This window comes from Scytonema sp. PCC 10023, from assembly GCF_963920835.1.
Taxonomy (GTDB): Bacteria; Cyanobacteriota; Cyanobacteriia; order Cyanobacteriales; family Nostocaceae; genus Kalymmatonema.
The window spans coordinates 80,551-100,222 of record NZ_CAWUDP010000013.1; the positions used below are offsets into that span (position 1 = coordinate 80,551).

At 44.9% G+C, this 19,672-nt stretch carries 15 protein-coding genes; 7 read left to right on the plus strand and 8 right to left on the minus strand.

Annotation, left to right across the window (positions count from 1 at the left end):
• Window positions 1-88: 88 nt before the first annotated feature.
• The 3 genes from ACM0OZ_RS10505 to ACM0OZ_RS10515 all read right to left on the minus strand — a co-directional run bounded on the left by ACM0OZ_RS10505 (window position 89) and on the right by ACM0OZ_RS10515 (window position 6,730).
• Complete coding sequence (locus tag ACM0OZ_RS10505) at window positions 89-466, minus strand: response regulator (protein ID WP_414582741.1); 378 nt, start codon at window positions 464-466, stop codon at window positions 89-91.
• A 331-nt stretch (window positions 467-797) separates the two neighbouring features.
• Window positions 798-4,052, minus strand: a complete 3,255-nt coding sequence (locus ACM0OZ_RS10510) for a response regulator (protein ID WP_414582742.1) — start codon at window positions 4,050-4,052, stop codon at window positions 798-800.
• Between the two features lie 131 nt (window positions 4,053-4,183).
• On the minus strand, window positions 4,184-6,730 hold the full coding sequence (locus ACM0OZ_RS10515) for a response regulator (RefSeq protein WP_414582743.1): 2,547 nt from the start codon (window positions 6,728-6,730) through the stop codon (window positions 4,184-4,186).
• Between the two features lie 254 nt (window positions 6,731-6,984).
• Between ACM0OZ_RS10515 and ACM0OZ_RS10520 the strand changes: the two genes are divergently transcribed.
• The 4 genes from ACM0OZ_RS10520 (at window position 6,985) to aroF (ending at window position 9,675) form a co-directional block, all read left to right on the plus strand.
• The gene (locus ACM0OZ_RS10520; RefSeq protein WP_414582744.1) at window positions 6,985-7,230 is read left to right on the plus strand and encodes a hypothetical protein; all 246 of its coding nucleotides are present in this window, start codon (window positions 6,985-6,987) and stop codon (window positions 7,228-7,230) included.
• Between the two features lie 18 nt (window positions 7,231-7,248).
• Complete coding sequence (gene rpsO, locus ACM0OZ_RS10525; protein WP_041032248.1) at window positions 7,249-7,518, plus strand: 30S ribosomal protein S15; 270 nt, start codon at window positions 7,249-7,251, stop codon at window positions 7,516-7,518.
• 12 nt (window positions 7,519-7,530) lie between these two features.
• Window positions 7,531-7,998 carry a PAM68 family protein gene (locus tag ACM0OZ_RS10530; protein ID WP_414582745.1) on the plus strand — a complete coding sequence of 156 codons (468 nt, stop codon included), beginning with the start codon at window positions 7,531-7,533 and terminating at the stop codon, window positions 7,996-7,998.
• Window positions 7,999-8,616: 618 nt separating this feature from the next.
• A complete protein-coding gene (gene aroF, locus ACM0OZ_RS10535) occupies window positions 8,617-9,675 on the plus strand; it encodes a 3-deoxy-7-phosphoheptulonate synthase (protein WP_414582746.1) in 1,059 nt (352 codons plus the stop codon).
• A gap of 73 nt (window positions 9,676-9,748) precedes the next feature.
• Here aroF and ACM0OZ_RS10540 read toward each other — a convergent pair whose 3' ends face one another.
• The 3 genes from ACM0OZ_RS10540 to ACM0OZ_RS10550 all read right to left on the minus strand — a co-directional run bounded on the left by ACM0OZ_RS10540 (window position 9,749) and on the right by ACM0OZ_RS10550 (window position 13,030).
• Window positions 9,749-10,651: a hypothetical protein gene (locus tag ACM0OZ_RS10540; RefSeq protein ID WP_414582747.1), complete on the minus strand. Its 903-nt coding sequence runs from the start codon at window positions 10,649-10,651 to the stop codon at window positions 9,749-9,751.
• A 69-nt stretch (window positions 10,652-10,720) separates the two neighbouring features.
• On the minus strand, window positions 10,721-11,314 hold the full coding sequence (locus tag ACM0OZ_RS10545; protein ID WP_073634501.1) for a DUF1517 domain-containing protein: 594 nt from the start codon (window positions 11,312-11,314) through the stop codon (window positions 10,721-10,723).
• Window positions 11,315-11,797: 483 nt separating this feature from the next.
• The gene (locus ACM0OZ_RS10550) at window positions 11,798-13,030 is read right to left on the minus strand and encodes an RNA-guided endonuclease InsQ/TnpB family protein (RefSeq protein ID WP_414582748.1); all 1,233 of its coding nucleotides are present in this window, start codon (window positions 13,028-13,030) and stop codon (window positions 11,798-11,800) included.
• A 318-nt stretch (window positions 13,031-13,348) separates the two neighbouring features.
• Here ACM0OZ_RS10550 and ACM0OZ_RS10555 point away from each other — a divergent pair, with 318 nt between their 5' ends.
• Together ACM0OZ_RS10555 and ACM0OZ_RS10560 are read left to right on the plus strand one after the other, a co-directional pair.
• Window positions 13,349-14,188, plus strand: a complete 840-nt coding sequence (locus ACM0OZ_RS10555; protein ID WP_414582750.1) for a prephenate/arogenate dehydrogenase — start codon at window positions 13,349-13,351, stop codon at window positions 14,186-14,188.
• A 343-nt stretch (window positions 14,189-14,531) separates the two neighbouring features.
• On the plus strand, window positions 14,532-15,119 hold the full coding sequence (locus ACM0OZ_RS10560; RefSeq protein ID WP_414582752.1) for a Uma2 family endonuclease: 588 nt from the start codon (window positions 14,532-14,534) through the stop codon (window positions 15,117-15,119).
• A gap of 21 nt (window positions 15,120-15,140) precedes the next feature.
• Here ACM0OZ_RS10560 and ACM0OZ_RS10565 read toward each other — a convergent pair whose 3' ends face one another.
• Window positions 15,141-15,347, minus strand: coding sequence for a hypothetical protein (locus tag ACM0OZ_RS10565; RefSeq protein ID WP_414582754.1), 207 nt, complete (start codon window positions 15,345-15,347; stop codon window positions 15,141-15,143).
• Window positions 15,348-15,697: 350 nt separating this feature from the next.
• Window positions 15,698-17,833: a caspase, EACC1-associated type gene (locus ACM0OZ_RS10570; protein ID WP_414582755.1), complete on the minus strand. Its 2,136-nt coding sequence runs from the start codon at window positions 17,831-17,833 to the stop codon at window positions 15,698-15,700.
• Between the two features lie 590 nt (window positions 17,834-18,423).
• On the opposite strand from ACM0OZ_RS10570, the gene ACM0OZ_RS10575 reads away from it, so the two are divergent.
• Window positions 18,424-19,671: an HhoA/HhoB/HtrA family serine endopeptidase gene (locus ACM0OZ_RS10575; RefSeq protein ID WP_414582757.1), complete on the plus strand. Its 1,248-nt coding sequence runs from the start codon at window positions 18,424-18,426 to the stop codon at window positions 19,669-19,671.
• Window position 19,672 lies beyond the last annotated feature (1 nt).

Consider the following 19,672-nt stretch of genomic DNA (forward strand, 5'->3'; position numbering starts at 1 on the left):
ATTTTCCAAACCCGGGTCACCTGATATTTCTAAAGTTAAAGTCTAAAAATGAAGAACCTGTGGAGAAGGGAAAAATTTTTTCAAATGCCTAATGCCAGCCCAAAGCTTCTGCCAACTGGTCAGTTAAAGTCATGGGGTCGAAAGGTTTGGCAATCAGCCCCGTCACGCCAAGTTCAGCAAATCGGCGTTGGTCACTAGATTGAACTTTAGCTGTCATTAAAATCACGGGGATGTTTTGGGTAGCAGGATTTGCTTGTAGTTTTTGGAAAGTCGCAACACCATCCATCTCTGGCATCATCACGTCTAGAACGATAGCATCAGGTTTTTCAGCTTCAGCTAACTGCAACCCTTTAAAGCCTGATTCAGCAGTAAAGACTTGCCAACCACCTACAGCTTCTAAGGTCAGTTGAGCGACTTCTCGGATATCTTCTTCATCATCAATAATAAGAATACGTTTAGCTATCATTACTGTTGCCTCCCTTGTGCGCTGAAATAATCCGGTTAATACTAAGTTGCATTCATACGTATCACCCTCCGGGTATGTCCTATGCCTGCGGCATGCCAAGGGCGTTAGCGCAAGCTCCTCCGGAGGAGGCACGGACACGCAAAGCGTAAGCCTGCGGGACCCTTTGCGCTTACGGCAGATGCGGTGAGAGCGGGAGAACGCTACTTGCGGGACTGTCGGCACCGACGCCAGTCACCTAGGTCGGGAAACCGTTCGGCGGAACGCTCACAGCGAAGCCCTCCTACAGTGCTGGCTCCCCAACGCAGTGGCTCCCCTCCAAAGAGCGCTGGTCTCACCTCACCCCGCCCTCACGGGCACCCCTCTCCTTAGTAGGGCGGGGGTGAGGTTCTAGAACGCAGCTTGGTATAAGCAGAGCCATGACACGCTGTTCAAATTCATCTGCTGTGACACGACCTTTGGTCAGAAATAAAGTCTGTCCTAGTTTTAGCCGTTCCTGATCAAACTGGTTTAGGTCTTTAGCAGAATACACAACCATAGGCACTGAACATAAACGCCTATGGTGTCGCAACCACTCCACTATTGCATAACCATCAACCTCTGGCAGTTCTAAGTCCAACACCAACAAATCAGGGAGAAGACGCTGGCTCAGGTGCAAAGCTTCTCGTCCTGTCTTGGCATGATAAGTTTCTATGCCATAACGTTCAAATATCGCAATCAACACCTGTGCCAAGTCTAAATCATCTTCTACGATTAAAACTTTAATACTCTGGCTGTGTTCTCCTGTCAGCGCTCGTTTCAAAGCCTGAAACAACAACCCCTCATCCGGCGGTTTAACAATCCAGTCGTTCACTCCTGGATGAAGAGCCACTGTAGGATCCGGCATCAAACTACTAAGAATAATTACCGGAATATCTTTAGTTTGCGGCTGTTGCTTCAAAACTGCTAGAGTTTCCCAACCATGCATACCAGGCATCATCAGGTTAAGTAAAATGACATCAGGCTGTAGTTGTTCTGCCAGTTGTACTGCCTCTTCCCCCGAAGCCACGGTGGTTACTCGGCAGCCACGTTCTTCTAGCATGGTCTGCATGATACGAACTGAAGAGTCATCATCGCAGACTAACACCAATGGATAATTAGAGTCAGACTCAGTGAGTGGGATAACAGGCTTTTCCTGTTGTTCTTGCTGTATAGGCAGCGAAATGTAGAAAGTACTACCATTCGCTGGGGTGCTCTCTGCCCAAATGCGCCCGCCATGATGTTGCACAATACTGCGACAGATCGCAAGCCCTAAGCCAGTACCGCCTTTCTTACGTGCGTCAGAGGCATCAACTTGCTGAAAACGTCCAAAGATGCTTTCGAGTTTATCAGCCGGAATACCTCTTCCTTGGTCTTTGACTTGGAACAGTATGTAGGACTGCGACGATGGAGAAGCTGTCTCACCGTGTCCCCCTGTCTCCGTGTTCTGACAAACTTCACCACTGAGCCAAATAGTACTACCTGGAGGTGAAAATTTAATAGCGTTGCTGAGCAAGTTGGTGAAAGTCTGGATAATCCGGTCGGGATCTGCCCAAAGCTGAACTGATACAGGAGAAACAGACAAAGTTACCTCTGCTTTGTCTGCCATAGAACGCATTTCATCTACTGACTGAAGCATTAAGCTAGCAGCATCACAAGTTTGTTTTGTCATTGTGACCTTGCCTGACTCAATGCGTTCGATATCCAGGATGTCGTTAATTAATCGGATTAAACGGTCAGTATTATTGACTGCAATTTCCAGCATCCGTTGAGCTTTTTCGGGTTGGGTCTGCAGTACACCACTAGACATCAAGCCCAAGGAACCACGAATGGAAGTTAGGGGAGTCCGCAATTCGTGGCTGACGATGGAGACAAATTCATCTTTGAGCCTTTCTATTTCGCGGCGATCGCTAATATCCTTCATGAATTGGTAATAACCGATGTAATTCTGCTGTATGCCGTAAGCTTTGACCATAACCACTTGCATATCAAACACCGAGCCGTCTTGACGCACACCTCTGGCTTCTACTTCTGCCCTACCGTCATTAAGCATTTTTTGATGTGCTGCCATCACTTTTTGCCGATCTTCTGGATAAACAGTGAGTTGCGACTCCAAACCCACCATCTCCTGTGGTTCATAGCTCATCATCCTGGCATAGGCCTGATTGACATAGATGTAATGTCCTTGCTCATCCAAGCGGGAGACGGCTTCTACCGCACTTTTTAAAGCAGAACTCAGGTTACTCAGTTCTACTTCTGCTTCTTTACGAGCGCTGATATCAAAAACTGTAGTCCGACTCATGACAAACTGACCTGCCTCATCCTTGATGGCAGTTGCACTTAAAAGCACGGGTAAAATGGTGCCATCCTTGCGAATCATATGAAATTCCAGATCATTTATCCAACCACGCTCCTGGAAAATGGGGAAGCATTTTTGGAAAGTTGCGATGCTAGATTCCGTCAACAACTCAGAAAACTTTTTCTTTCCAATCAATTCGTCGCGTGTATAACCCAACCACTTGAGTTCGGTATCATTTATGCCCATGAAGATACCTTCGATGTCTACAGAGTGATAGCCACAAGGTGCATTATCATACAAGTCTTTAAGCTCTGCTGCATACCTCTGTAATGCTGCTTCTGCTTGCTGGCGTTCGGTGATTTCATGAGCTAATTCCTGATTCATTGCCCTCGCCTGTTGAGCATAGCGTCTGGACTTCTGGTTCAGGTACACTCCCGATGCCAAAAGCACGGCGGTTAGCAAGCCTGAACCTAGCACTACATCGGCAAGAGGGGAACGTTGCTGAGCTAGCAATGCCGGTGTTGGCGAAACGCGAACACTCCATGTGACACCATCAATTTTGATTTCTGAGTTGTGTGTCCATCGAGTTTGCTTCTGGCTGTTGATAAGTTCTTGATGACTGGCGTAGATTTGTTCGCTGCCATCAAAAATAGCGACATTATATTTCTGCGTTAGATTCTTGTCTAATATAGTGTCTAAGAATAACTGCGTGCGAAAAACGCTGATTACAAATCCATTAAAGTCATTGTCTGAAAACAAAGGTATACACACTAAAAATCCTTTGCCTCCTTGAGGAAGAGTGACTGTACGTGTTACAGTCATCTTCCGGGTTTGTTTGGCTTTGTCTAAAGCAGTCCGACGACGCTTCTCAAAAGTCAAGTTGAGATTTTTTATGGCTTCATTTCCTGCTAAAGGAACAATCCAACGTACATAATATGATTCGTCTACCCATTCAATTGCTTGAAAACCTGGAAAATCTTGAAAAACGTTGAAAGCATCTGCTTCCCACTCTGCTTGAGGAGTTCCACCCTGTCTCTCCCAGCGCTTAGCCATGCGAACTAATGCCTGTGTACGAATTTCAATCGGGGCTGTGATTTGATAACTAACACTAGCTGCTGCTAATTCAACGTTTCTCTTGACATCAAGGTCTTCTTGAAAGAGTAACTCCCGCCAAAATAACAGAGTCACAATGAAAACGCTGATGCCTGTGAGTACAGCCGGGAATAGCCTTTGCCGAAGCTTTGTTTGAGTTGTACTTGTGTATGCTTGCATGGTTAGATGAAAGCCCTATGCATGATTTTTGGGATTGGAAGACAGGCTTTGACAATTCAAAATTCTTTTTATTTTGAATTTTTCTCCACTCTGCCCGATTAAATTTCTAAGCAGCTACGTATTAGGTAGGGTTATTTTGTACGCAGTTGCGATTGGGAACGGGAAGTTCTACTGCTCAGATTTCTCTGTGATAACACACGATCACATCTTGCCAATGCTGTTTGATACAGTGTGTCCAAGTCTGTGCCATCGTGTAAATAACTAGAAATCCCCGCACTAAATGATACGGAAAAATCTTTTTCGTCAGGAGTGAGAAACTTGTCTTTGCTTGAATTTACAAATATTTCCTCTATCCATTGTCTTCCGTATTTTTGTGTCATTCCATACATTGCCACAACAAACTCAGCACCGCCCCATCGGCAAAGAATTTCACTTTGAAAATGTCGTCGTAACAGTCTTCCAAATCTAGACAATACTTCATCGCCCACAGCATGACCGTACTGTTGGTTAATTTGCTGAAGGTGATCGATTTTTAGAACAGCAAAGCACAAAGGCTGATTGTGGCGATGGGCTAGACTCAGTAACTGGTTGAGTTCCTGGGTTGACTGGCGACGATTAGCCACTCCAGTCAAAGCATCGATTTCAGACATAGTCCGCAGCATACGTGTTCGGTCCAAGCGATTAAGGATGCGAGTCACCAGTTCTGGACCGACAATGGGCTTGCTAACATAATCATCCGCGCCAGCAGCAAACACGCGTCGCATCGTATCCGCATCAGTGCGTGCAGTTAGAAATAGTACTGGTAAGCCGCAATGGCGGGGATCGTTACGCACAACTTGGCACAGTTCAATCCCGGTCATTTGAGGCATATCTACATCTAAAACCAGCAAATCTGGTGTTGTTGCTTCCAAGGTTTCCCAAAAGTTCAAGGGATTTTCCAAAGTAGAAACTTTAAGACCCCAAGGCTGTAACAAAGAAGATACAGCCGATAGTATAAGCGGATCGTCGTCCACAATCAGGACTTTAGCTGCAGCCTTACGCGATCGCTGTAGCAGATTTGTGACTGTCTCCAGTACCAGGGCTGAAGCTACTGGTTTTTGTAAACAACCCTGTCCACCCAGACGGGCTATTTGTACTCGGTCAAGCAAATTATCTTGATTTGTGATCACTAATACTGGTACTGGAGGTGTACAACAGTTGAGTTCTGCTAACAACCTCAAACCATCCTCAGTGGTGTTACCACAAAGGTCAAGAACCACCGCATCCGGGCGATTATTAGTTAGCTCCTCCCTGGCTAGTGCTGGATTTATGACTATTTGGGAGCGCATTTCTCTATTGACAGCTGACTTGACCAACTCCTCGACCAGTGACTTATCCTGGCTAACTACCAACATAAACGGACGCTCATCAGCTGATGATTGTTCAGGGGTAGAGTTTGCAGTTGCAACTTGCAACTCCCGGCGTAGCGCCACAACCAGTTCTGACAAGTGCAGTTTTTGCTGTTGAACCAATGGCTCTTGAGCTTCGAGCAACTCTTCTATTTGTCGAGCCAAAGACGAACCATAGTCAAAGCCAAATAAACCTAGGGAACCCGCTAGCTTGTGAGCTTCTGCATGTGCTTTTGAGAGCAGTTCATTTAAGAGTGCATCTCGAAGCAATGCTGTCGTAGCCTGTTCAATGACCGTAACTCGGTCGCTCAACTTGTCTTTGGTTTGCTCCCAAACGCTAGCAGTTATTCTCTGAGTCTGCTGTTTTATCTCCTCAGGTGTGAGGGATGATGAGGTAGATGAGGGGGATGAGGTAGATGAGGGGGATGAGGGGGATGAGGGGGATGGAGATGGACCAGACGTGGAAAGTTTTTCTCCTTTCACCGCGTCTGCTTGTCTGCGTGTCCTCGTGTCCTTTCCTGCTTCCTTTGCTTCTCTGCTCCTCTGCTCCTCTGCTCCCTCCGAAGTTCCGAGCGGAGGAAGCCTCCGCTCGGACTTCTCTCTGCTTCTCTGCTCCTCTGCTCCTCTCAGGCGGTAGCCAATACCGTACACGGTTTCAATCGGATCTTTGGCAAGTCCCGCTTTTCTAAGTTTCATCCGCAACCCCTTGAGGTGCGTTCTCACAGTATCTTCTCCTGGAGTTTCTTCAAAAGACCAGAGGTGGTCTATGATTGCGCTACAGCTAAATATGCGGTGGGAATTGCGAAGGAAAAGCTCTAGCAAACCGTACTCTTTCCGAGTCAAATGTAGTAGGTTACCATCATAGGTCACTTCACAAACACTAGGATCCAGCCGCAAATTCTCCCACTCTAGCAGTGGAGATAAGGCTGAACTTCCCCGTCGCAGTAAAGCGCGGATACGTGCTAGTAACTCTTGGAAATCAAAAGGTTTGGTCACATAGTCGTCGGCTCCAGCATCTAAACCAACGACTTTGTTTGTACTGCTATCCTGAGCGGTCAACAGGATAATCGGTGATTGTATCCCCTGCGATCGCACTCGCCGACAAAGGCTGAGTCCATCTAGTTTGGGTAGCGTTACATCTAGTACTATTAGGTCATAGACTAAAGCTTCTGCTAACTCCCAACCAACTTCACCATCACTAGCAACATCAACAGCGTAGTGCTGGGTTGTCAGCAATTCGACAAGCGGGTTGAGTATTAGCTCATCATCTTCAATGACTAAAATTCTCATAACAGCGTGCGGACCTCGCGCTTCTCTAAAGAATTGACTGTAAAAATTAGAACCAACTGAACAACAATTAGCCGCACCCACTACCATAACTCAAGCTTAAGGTAGATGCTAGGATTCAATATGCTTTGTAAAACTGAACACTATATTTTGCGAAAAGTCTAGGAGAATACGGGGACAGGGAGACACGCTGAGACAGCGCGAATGACGGTGAGTCCAGCGCGAATGACGGCTTTCCCGCTCTCACGGCGACTGGCGTGCCTCCTAACGGAGGAGCTGCGCTAACGCCGTCAGGCGTGCCGTTCGGCGTTCGCCCTTGGCGTGTGCGAAGCACTCAGCCGTGGCCGTACCCACTGGCATACCCGAAGGGCTTTCCCGGCGATACATCGATGCGGGAACGCAAAGAAAATTCTCCTCATTTTCCTTATCTCCCTCATCCTCCTAATACCCCACACCCTAAAGATGATGGCTATGATATTATGGAAAACTGCTGCAGAAATTAGAAATTAATTGATTGGGTCATGACTTTAACGCAACAGCGCAAACAAGAGTTAATCACACAGTACCAAGTTCACGAAACCGATACTGGCTCCGCTGAAGTCCAAGTGGCTATGCTGACGGAGCGCATTAACCGTCTTAGCCAACATCTCCAGACAAACAAGAAAGACCATTCTTCGCGGCGGGGATTGTTGAAGCTGATTGGTCAACGCAAGCGTCTTTTATCTTATATTCAGGAGGGTAGCCGGGAACGTTATCAAGCTTTGATTGGTCGTCTCGGTATTCGTGGATAGAGAATACTGCTTATGTCTGCCGAATCTGAACGCAGTCGCTTGCCTTTTGAACCAAATAAAAAGCGCCAAAAACCAGCAAAAGCAAAAAACACACAACCAGAAACCAAGCAGGAATCTGGGAAACAGGATCAGAAGAAGCCACCTTTCACCAAAGAAGAAATAGCAATCCCCCAGGGAGTCAGCCAGCGGATGATTCGCCGAGTGGCTGGCTTCTCTGGTATACCAACAGCTTTGGGTATCAGTACCCTCATTGTCAGCTATCTGCTGTTAATCTACGCTGGCATCAAACTACCTCCCATCGCCGTGTTACTGGTGAACATGGGATTTTTTGGTTTGGGGGTGTTGGGGATAACTTATGGTGTTCTCTCAGCCTCGTGGGATGAAGACAGAGTCGGGAGTCTGCTCGGCTGGAATGAGTTTAGGACCAATTTGGGGCGAATGGTGGCAGTTTGGCGTGAAACTCGCCAAAAAAATGTATAGTAAGCCACATTTGCGCATAATTTTGGGCATTCTAAAGTATGGCACCTTCCCTGGGGCACGCACTAACGCCCTAGGCGCTAGGTGCTATGAAAATTCAAAAAAAGAATACAAGCCCCCAGTCGCTGCTCAAAGATTCAAAAGCACCGAAGTTCTGTTAGCGAAGCTCCTCCGAAGTTTCCTCGGATCAGACTTCTCTCAAAATTCAAAGTTTAAAAATCATTTTTAATTTTGAATTAATAATTTTGAGTTCACCTAAGGGCGTGAGCAGCGTTGAGAGACTAAATAACTGCGGTGTTGGGTAGATTTGAATTAGTAATGCTGAAGTTTAAATTTTGTAACTTCAACATTACTAATTCAAAATTTATGCTTTGTTTAGCTGCAAGATTCAGTCACGAAACTGCAAAGCGCTATTATTGAATAATTGATTTTTCTTTGCTGGTGGACTTTTTCCAATCATCTTGTCTTAATGATTTTGAACCACAGATGAACACTAAACTTTATCTGTGGTTTTATTTATTTGGTTTTATTTCATTAAGAAAGACTTAGTCAAAGGTCTAATTACGGAATATAACTAGCAATATATTCTAAGATACAACTCAACTAAGCAGGAACTTTAACATGATTGTAGTCATGAAAATTGGTTCCCCTGAGGCGGAAATAGACCGTCTGAGCAAGGAACTCAGCACTTGGGGGCTGACACCAGAAAAAATTGTTGGTCAGCACAAGGTAGTGATTGGTCTGGTTGGCGACACCGTTGACTTAGACCCTTTGCAAATCCAGGAAATTAGCCCCTGGATCGAACAGGTGTTGCGGGTAGAAAAGCCTTTCAAAAGAGCTAGCCGCCAGTTTCGTCACGGGGAAGCTTCTGAGGTAGTGGTGAACACTCCCAATGGACCAGTTTTTTTTGGTGAACATCACCCTGTGGTTGTCGTTGCTGGTCCGTGCTCAGTAGAAAATGAGGAAATGATAGTAGAGACAGCGCGGCGAGTCAAAGCGTCTGGGGCACAGTTTTTACGAGGTGGCGCATACAAACCCCGGACTTCGCCTTACGCCTTCCAAGGACACGGCGAGAGTGCTTTGGATTTGTTAGTAAAGGCGCGCGAAGAAACCGGGTTGGGCATTATCACAGAAGTCATGGATAGTGCAGACCTGGAGAAAATCGCCCAAGCAGCGGATGTCGTCCAGGTAGGCGCAAGGAATATGCAGAATTTCTCCCTATTGAAGAAAGTAGGAGCGCAGTCAAAACCAGTTCTTCTGAAGCGAGGAATGGCTGCAACCATTGAAGAGTGGTTGATGGCTGCTGAGTATATTCTGGCAGCAGGAAATCCAAATGTGATTTTGTGTGAACGGGGAATTCGCACCTTTGACCACCAGTACACCCGGAATACGCTAGATTTATCAGCAGTGCCAGTGTTGCGAAGCCTGACTCACCTACCAATTATGGTTGATCCCAGCCACGGCACAGGCTGGGCTACACATGTACCTTCCATGTCTCTAGGGGCGATCGCCGCGGGATGTGACTCTTTGATGATTGAGGTTCATCCCAACCCGGCAAAAGCCTTATCTGATGGTCCACAATCTCTAACTCCAGAACGTTTCGACCGCTTGATGCAAGAACTTGCAGTCGTTGGCAAAGCTGTTGGACGTTGGCAGAACCCAGCTGTTGCCATAGCATAAATTATGTAAAGACGCGCCATAATGGCGCGTCTTTACAATTATCTAAAAGACGCGCCATGGCGCGTCTCTACAATTATCTACGTCTACCAAAACCAGTTGAGCGCGGGGTTCGAGAACGACCGCCACTACCAAAACTGCTACCGCCAGGACTGCGTCTGGTGGTGCTGCTACCAGAAGGTCTTAGGGTACTACCGCCAAAACCGGAACCAGTAGCGCGGCTGCCCGTATTGGTATTTGGGACAGTGCGCCGTACAGTGGAAGAACCACCAGGATATGACCTTCTAATTGTCCCTGTACTGCGGAAAGCAGTGCGGTTTCTCTCTACTGCAGGCGGCGCATTATAGCGTGTGCGATAACTTTGAACCGCATCTCCATAGCTGCGACCATAGCCACCGTAGCCAGTTAGCACTCCACCAGGCTGATATGCAGGCGGCACATAATATTGGGGTCTAAACAACATACTACCAATCGCCTGACCTGCCAAAGATCCAGCAACAGATCCGGCAAAGGGTGCCCAGAAGCTATTTTGTTGACGGACTACAACTGTTTCCTGTTGTCCCGTTTGCGGGTTGGTTCTATTCTCAGTAACGTTGTGGACGTACTCAATTTTGAAGTCTTCTGTTAGGTATAAAGCTGGCTGTCCATTCTCTACCTTTAGGTAAGTTTTCTTACCTTGCTTGATTTCATCATCGGTCAGCCGCGCCATTTGTAAACTTTGGGTTCTCAAAGTTGGGGGGTTAGCGTTGAGTAAAAACACCGTGTACTCCCCATCAGCATCGTTAAAAGTTGCTTGCTGCACCGGATACTGACCATCAGCTAGCTTAGTGCTAGCGTTGGCGGTAGCAGTAGTTTGATTGGTGTTGCTAGCTTGAGGTGTCGTTTGGTTTGATGCCCCGCCACCACAGGCGACAGTTGTCAAAGACAAACTAAAAGCTAAAAAAATTGCTGTGAATTTACGCACGATTGTCATGAACATTTGACTATCATCCTATCTCCGAGCTTAACAATTTCTCAATTGGATGGTAAGTGTGGACGACCCAACCAACTACAAAGGAATTAATTCCGGGTAATATTGTAATAGCTGGTCGTTGGTGAGTTCGTCGCCCAACCGAGCTGGTGAAAAATGCACTTGAATTGCTCGTAGTTTATGCTTGTAATGTAAGTTTATTAGAGCTTTCAAGCCTTCTTTGAGTGCAGTAATATTAGCTAGATCAGCTTCCAAATCTGGGACTTCTCCCTCAAAAGCGACTGTAATCATCACGACGACATTACGCGTGACAGGAATAGATAAAGGTTCATCGTATCCAGAGTCAGAACCAAAATCTGGTTCACTGAGGTAACGTTGGGCGGAGTCAGTAAATAATTCATTCACGTAGTCTCCTGCTTCCCCCTCAGTCCAAAATACGTCGCCTTCATTAGCAGCAGAAAGCCAATATTCATCGTACTGCAATAAGGTTTGGCAAATTTCTACCAATCCTTCTCCCAAAACTTCTATATCACCTTCGGTATCTATGGCTTCCCTTGCAGCACGATTTAAAACTCCCAGAATTGGTGCTACCTCAGATCCACTTAAATGCAGCATAATGCGACAGACCACATACCGAGTCCGACCCATCATTTTATTAAAGGTATCACGCATCTTTTTCCTCCTTTTGAAGGTTGTTGGTTATTAGTTGTAGCTTACTAACTACTAACTAATGACTTATATAATGGAATCCTTTCACAAAATCAACAATCCTACTCAACGATGAAGTCATTGATTTTACTATTTCAGTCAAATTATCATTATAGATATTAGTAGTATCCTTTCTATTAAATCGTTTTCCTTTCGTTAGGGTGCTCATGCCAAATTAAATTTGGAGTACTATAATTAGTTAAAATTGTTTGTATGTGGGCTTGGAAAAAGTCTGTGTCTGCTATTTGCAAAAAAAAATCGTTTCTTTTATCATAGTAGCGTTACTTATTGCTTTTTCTTAAAGATTATTTAATAACTCTACCTATTGAGGAACTTTGAAACCGAGGTTAGAAATGTCTTTGGCTGGAAGTTCACTACAACAGAAATATTTCTCTGGGTAGTTCCTGCATCTTTAAATGAAAGAATAGCTATTTGACACTCTCCGCCCTAAAGGGTAGGAGATTCTTGGTTCCTTGACTCGCCATTAGACGACAGGGTTACCCCAATCGCCCAAGAGGGCAAATCTCCCCAAGCGTAAGTTCCCGTGTGCCCCACGGTACTGAGTCCCAGCCTCAGGATATTGATGCTTGCATTCACGTCTCTATCCTCCACAAATCCACAATGTGGACAGACATGAGTCCTAGTCGATAGAGATTTCTTCACCTTCTCGCCACAGCTAGAACAATTCTGGCTTGTGTTATGGGGAGGCACGGCAACTGTAACCTTCCCATACTTGTGACCAAAATATTCTAACCATGACCGAAAAGTTGACCAGCCAGCATCAGATATTGACTTAGCCAGATGTCGATTACGTACCAAGCCCTTGACATTCAAGTCTTCATAGGCTACCAAATCGTTAGATTGGATGACGGAGTATGCCAATCTCTTGCAATACTCTTTTCGTTGCCTACTTACTCTTAAATGCTTCCGGGCATACCGATTTCTGGCTTTATGGTAGTTGGTTGATTGCGGCTCGTGGGCTTTTTTTCTCGTCTTATCGTACTTCTTAGATTTCTTGCGGTTAGCACGTATAAGCTGTTTTTCAGACTTACGGTAGAACTGGGGTGACTGTTCTACATTGCCTTTATTATCAGCAATGAAATATTTCAATCCCAAGTCAATACCTACTACTTGTCCTGTTGGCTGAGTCTCAACCTTCAAGTCAACATCAATTGCAAATTGAGCGTAGTACCCATCAGCACGACGTACTAACCTGACACGCTTAATCTGTTTGACATCGTAGTAATTGAGGTCGTATGTCCCCTTTAATTTGAGGGTCCCAATACCTTTTTTGTCTGAGAAGGTTATGGCTTTACGGGTATTTGAAAGCTTCCAGCCACTAGTTTTGTATTCAACAGAACGGCAATGTTTTTTAAATTTTGGGAATCCTTTTTTACCCTTAACCTTCTTTTTGCAGTTGTCGTAGAAGCGAGCTATCGCACTCCAAGCACGTTCAGCCGCAGATTGTCGAGCCATTGAGTTAAGTTCATCCGCAAAGGGAAACTCGGCAGCTAGTACAGCACAATGTTTATTTAAGTCGTATCTATTTAAACTAGTACCTTTGTTATCCATCCAGTAACGCAAACACTTGTTTTGGATGAATTGACTAGTACGGATAGCATCGTCTATCGCTCTGTACTGCAAGTCTTTCCCTTTGACTTTGAACTCGTAAATTATCACTGGTTTCGACCTAACCAACATTTTCCTTATGTTAGCACCTTTAACATAAAGTCGCCCTAAAAGGGCAAGGTTTTAAACCCAAATTTTTGATAAGCTCTGGGAAATAAACTTTAGTCGCTATTGAGAAAGGAACGTACAAACCCCCTACAGCGACGCCGAATTTCTATATTATGAGGTTATTTCAGTTGCGGGCATTGCTTGCTTGGCAATTTGGGAATAAGCACCCGAAGGGGGCAAAATTCGCTTTAGAACCATAAACTTCCAGTCTGGGGACGGCGAGGTGGAAGATATGACATAGAATCTCAAAATCACAGATAGATGAATATTGGTATTTTAGGACTTGGACTGATAGGCGGCTCTTTGGGTTTGGATTTGCGATCGCAAGGACATCATGTTTTGGGCGTCAGCCGTCGAGAATCAACCTGTCACAAGGCATTAGCCCTAGGTAGCGTAGATCAGGCGTCAGTTGACATCAGCCTGCTTACAGAGGCAGAAGTGGTATTTATTTGTACACCTATAGGGTTGATTATTCCGACATTTGAGCAGCTCATAGCTCATTTGCCTTCCAACACAGTCATAACTGATGTAGGTTCGGTAAAAACTCCGATTGTTAAGGCGATCGCTCCCCTCTGGGACAATTTTATCGGTGGACACCCAATGGCGGGAAGAACCGATAGTGGTATAGAAGCAGCTATCCCCAATTTATTTGAAAATAAACCTTACGTGCTGACACCAACAGAAACAACACCAACTGCTGCTGTTACAGTGGTAGAGAAAATAGTGCGCGAACTTGGGGCGACTCTCTACCATTGTTCCCCAGAAGAGCATGATCGAGCAGTCAGTTGGATTTCCCATTTACCCGTGATGGTAAGTGCTTCATTGATTGCTGCTTGTATGAGTGAAACTGACTCAAATGTGCTGGAATTAGCCCAAAAGTTTGCTAGTTCTGGTTTTCGAGATACAAGTCGTGTTGGTGGCGGGAATCCAGAGTTAGGAGTGATGATGGCGCAGTACAATCGGCAAGCATTGCTCAATTCACTCCAGCAGTATCGCCATAATCTCGACGAATTGATTAGCTTGATTGAGCAGGAAAATTGGACAGCTTTAGAACAACAGTTACAGTCTAACCACAAGGTAAGACCTGAATTTCTTGAGTAATATTTAAGGCTAAGCGTAGGCTCCTCCACAGAAGATACGCGTCTACCTTTGTGTAGCTATACTGACATCTTGCACCTGTCTCAATAACCGCCATAGGCTAAAAACGGCTGATAGCTAAAGTCTTCGCGCATAAGACTAGTAAAGGGTTTCAGTCCATTAAAATGGACTTGAGCTATTAGCCCGGAAATTTATTTCTGGGCTGTTGTGGGGTCTAATAGAGAATACTGCAAGATATTCAGTATAGGCTTTAGCTCAATTGTTTGGGTAGGTTACAATTAGCCTAAATACATGATAAAAATGCATATCTACATTTCTAGAGCTATTCTCAATTGAGAGACTGGATATGGTATTACAAACAGAAAAGCGCCATTACACGCCAGAAGAATATCTGGAATTAGAAGAGCGAACCGAATACAGAAGTGAATATAGAGATGGAGAAATTATCCCAATGCCAGGGGGAACAACTAACCACAATAAAATTGCTGGAAATTTTTATAAAAAATTCCCTTTAACAGTACAAGGACAAGCTTATGAAATATATTTTACTGATGTAAAGGTATGGATACCTCGTTACCGTCTCTACACTTATCCTGATGTGATGGTCGTCAAAGGTGAACCGATATACGAAGGAACGAATACGACAACTGTTACTAATCCAATGTTAATTGTTGAAGTTTTATCTAATTCAACCAAAAATTATGACAAAACAGACAAGTTTAAATATTACCGTTCAATTCCTGAATTTCAGGAATATATCATGATTGACCAGTACAGTTTCTCTGTGGAACAATATGTGAAAAAAGCAGAAAGAGAATGGATTTTTAAAGAACTTGAAGGGGAAGATGCCGTTTTAGCCCTAAATTCTCTAGATTTTCAAATTAGCTTTAGTGATATTTATGAGCGCGTGAATTTTGAGTTGAGTGACGAATAGGAAGCGCCTTTTCTTTTAACATCATAAGCCGGACAACTGTTCGACTTTGCAATCTACCAAGCTATCCGGCTCAGTTTGATTTTCGGAAGTTGTTATCAACCTCACTGGACTAGGTCTGGACTCTTCTTTGGTACGCCCGATGAATTCCCATCCACCAGTTCTGACACAGAAGAGTGCTGAGCCGCGCAACCACAACCCGAAAACCCACGTTGTTGTTCCTGTTGTCACGCGCGTTCCTGTTGCGGTTCGCTGAGCGGCAGTTCCTCGGATTGTTGTTCCACGAACCGCCCTCCGGGTATCTCCTTCGGAGACGCTGCGCGAACGCCAGATGCCTACGGAGGGAAACCCTCCTGCAGCACTGGTCTCACCCCGCAGCAGTCGGAATTGCCTACCCCATGGTTAAAGTTAACATATATTCAGCCAGACCTCTTGATTAAATCCTAAGTTTTTTGTATGATTAAACTAATATATTTAAACTCATCCAAAAAAGCCTAAAAAAAATTATCGTGCGCGCTTCGCGCGGAAAGTGAAAAGAAAAAAATAAAGCGCAAAGTGCAAAAGGAAAAGAGTGTAAAGGGCTAAAGAGTCCTGAGCCGCCCAACCACAACCCGAAAACCTGCGAGGTCGTATGTGTAGACACGCGCGCTCCCGTTGCGGTTCCCATATCGGCAGACCCACTGATAGGTGTACCACGAACCCCCACGCAGCAGACGATAATTATTATCATTTTCACTCATCCAAGCGGTACCATCAGCAGGCGCTTTTTCGTAGCTATTATGCCAGGCATCTTGGCACCACTCCCATATATTACCATGCATATCATACAAACCAAAAGCATTTGGTGGAAATTTTCCTACCTCTGTTGTTTGCTGACGATCTTCACCCTTTGGTCCAGAACCATAAGTGTACTTACCGTTGTAGTTAGCTAAATCTGTCGTAATTGTTTCGCCAAAGTGAAAGGGGGTAGTCGTTCCGGCTCGACAAGCATATTCCCATTCTGCCTCACTGGGTAAACGATAGGGCTTTCCAGTTTTGTTAGATAATCGATCGCAAAATTCAATTGCATCGTCCCATGACACCTTCTCAACAGGTCGATTAGCCCCTTTAAAGGAGGATGGATTTGGATTTAAATCTATTTTGACTTTAGGAAGAGCGGCAACGGCTTTCCATTGAGCTTGTGTCACTGGAAACTTACCCATGTAGAAGGGCTGAATAGTGACGCTGTGCTGTGGGCTTTCATTATCAAAACGTTCTGGCTCATTCTCTGGAGAACCCATCAAAAACTGACCGCCAGGAATTGCCACCATCTCCAGCAACGCATCATTGCCCAGGTTTTCTATGAAAAATTCTGCTCGACCTGCATGACGGTTGATTTTGCAGGTTGTTTTTCCTATACCTAAAAATCCTGATTTTACGGTTATTCTGGCATACTCGAACTCAAACTGCTGAGTTTGAATATTAGTTTGAATATTAGTTGGAATATTAGTTTGAATAACAGAGGGAGATTTTGGCTGAGAAACTTGTGATGACTGAGTTTCAGCTAGTTCTCGTAATTCTGCTTGCTGCTTTTGTTGCTGAGTTCTTTCTTGCTCTTGCTGTAACCTCTGTGCTTGTTGTCGGTTGCGCTCATATTCTGCTTGTTTTGGAGTAATGACCCGTTGTTCAATTGAGGCAATATCTTCATCCCGCAGTTCCAGATACTGCTGATATTCTTTTAAATCTTTTTGGGTTGTCTTGCTGAATGGATAATCTTGATCAATTGCCTCAATCAATGCTTGCTCATACTCATCGCGCTTACGTTCATACTCCCGATAAGGTTGCAGGACTTCTTCTTCAATTGCAGCTGCTTCTGCTGGAGTTAATCCCCACTCATTCTGCTTTCCGTCTAAAATTCTACGAGCGAAGATAGAAAACTCGTGACCTTCCTTAGCACGAGTTTCTACTTCCTTACGATATTTCACCTTAGGATCATCCTTTGGTGATTTTGCCAGGAAAATTTTATGACCTTCCTCAATTGGGTAAAATTTGGGAGTCATTGCTGGTGCTGCTTCTTTTACCTTGTCACTGGCGTACTCGTGCAGCTCATCAATCGAAATCCAACCATCCCCATCGCGATCTGCTGCACCTTTTTCCATGCCTTCAACTAAGTAGCGGGTGTATATGGAGAGGTCTGAACCTTCTTGTTCAAATGAGTACTGGGTAGATGTGGAAGAGGTGAGGATTGCTCGTCCTTTACCGCCTAGCTGTTCCTGTAAATTTACAGTACCATCGTCTTTGACCGTTAACCCTTGGGCGATCGCCCCACTAAAGCAACAGTCCAAGATAATAACCTGTCTTTGGGAACGGCTCTCATTCATACTTTCGTGCAGAACACTGGCTGCTACTGCTGAAGGCTTGAACAACCTGTCGTTCTGTTTACGAGTAGTAGAAGTTGAGAGGTAAAGCCTGCCGTTATCATCTTTAATGCCGTGACCAGAGAAATAAAACAATAACAAGTCTTCTTTCTGGCGATGGGCAAACAGATTGTAAATAGCATCTTCCATTTCCTGACGTTGGGGATTTTTGAGTGCTGTGATATCTCCCTCAGCAAAATTTCCTATTTCTGGGTGTGTCAGTACTCGTCGCATTGCTTCAACATCTTTAACCGCAGATGGTAGCGGATTTAATCCGGGTTGATACTCGCTCACCCCTATCAGCAATGCTAGCTTCCCCATCTTTGCCTACCTACGCCTCTACAAATTTCTCTGTTGTCTCGACTGTTGCCACCAATTCTATTGTGCCTGTTTGCTGACTTTTCCTTTGATGTCTTACTATTGCTTCGACTTTTTATTTATGATCATGGATTAAATAACATACAAATCACTCCTTTGACCTCACCCCGCCTTTAACTGTCGTTAAAGTCTCCCCTCTCCGAAGTTCCCAGAGGAGTTGGGGGTGAGGTTTTGTACTTTATTAAATCCGCGTTCCTTAGGAGTTTTTCCAGAAAGCGTCTCGCCCAGCAACACAAACACAATTTCTATAGATATAATTTCAGTGTTGTCTAGACTGTTGGCACCAATTCTATTGTGCCTGTTTGCTGGCTTTTCCTTTGAATGTCTTACTATTGCTTCTACTTTTTATTCAAGGGTTTTTCTAGAAAGCATCTCCCCCAGCAACACAAACACAGCTTCTATAGATATCTATAGATATAGATATCTATAGATATAGGACTTACGCAGCCAGGGTTTTCACAAGTCCGTCATATCTGTGTCACAGCCACAAAGCCTCTTTAGATTGGAAATGTATCGAGATTTATAGAAATACTATGTATAAAATACCACGTGATGGTGATAACCAGCCAGAAACATACAACAAAATCTTAAACAGTTCTTCTTGGAAAAAACCAGCATTTCATTTATCGCTGGTATTGCTAGGATCTGGAATGACCTTTGCAGGCGGCTATCTAGCCTCTCATTATCAACAGGTGTCTAAAACCGCGTCTAACCTGGCGGTGAGTCCGGTAAATGCTGCTCTGCCAATATCAGCTGCGACTAATCCTAACTTTGTCATAGGGGTTGTACAACAAGTTGGACCAGCTGTAGTGCGGATTGATGCTGCCCGAACAGTCAAAACTCAGTTACCGGAGGAATTTAACGACCCGTTTTTCCGTCGTTTTTTTGGATCTCAAATGCCAATTCCAGAAAAGCGGGTGGAACGCGGTACTGGTTCGGGCTTCATCATGAGTGCTGATGGTCGCATTCTCACTAATGCGCACGTTGTTAATGGCGCGGATACGGTGAAAGTGACACTCAAGGACGGGCGCACTTTTCAAGGTAAAGTGCTGGGGAAAGATGAATTGACAGATGTGGCTGTTGTCAAAATTCAAGCAGATAAGCTGCCAACAGTAAAGTTGGGTAACTCAGATAAGCTACAACCTGGAGAGTCGGCGATCGCGATCGGCAACCCGCTTGGTTTAGATAACACTGTCACTACTGGCATTATCAGTGCTACCGGACGCGCCAGCAATCTAATTGGTGCTGCCGATAAGCGAGTGGAGTATCTTCAAACAGACGCCGCGATCAATCCTGGTAACTCTGGCGGACCTCTGCTTAATGCTCAAGGAGAGGTCATTGGGATGAATACAGCTATAATCCAAGGAGCACAAGGATTGGGCTTTGCTATTCCTATCAACACAGCACAACGAATTTCCAGTCAACTGATAGCGACAGGCAAAGTACAACATCCTTATTTAGGAATTCAGATGGTAGGATTAACGCCTGAGTTAAAACAAAACATCAACTCCGACCCCAACAGCGGTTTGAGTGTTGATGAAGACCGTGGCGTCTTGGTTGTCAAAGTTATGCCCAATTCACCAGCAGCCAAAGCAGGGATACGTGCTGGTGATGTTATCCAAAAACTCAACGGGGAAGCAGTGGCTGACGCAGGTTCTGTCCAAAAGGTAGTGGAAAATAGCCAAGTTGGGGGAGATGTACGCATGGAGTTGCGTCGCAATGGGCAAAATCTCAACTTAGCTGTGCGCCCAGGTGCTTTTCCAAGTCAACCAAGTCTATAGT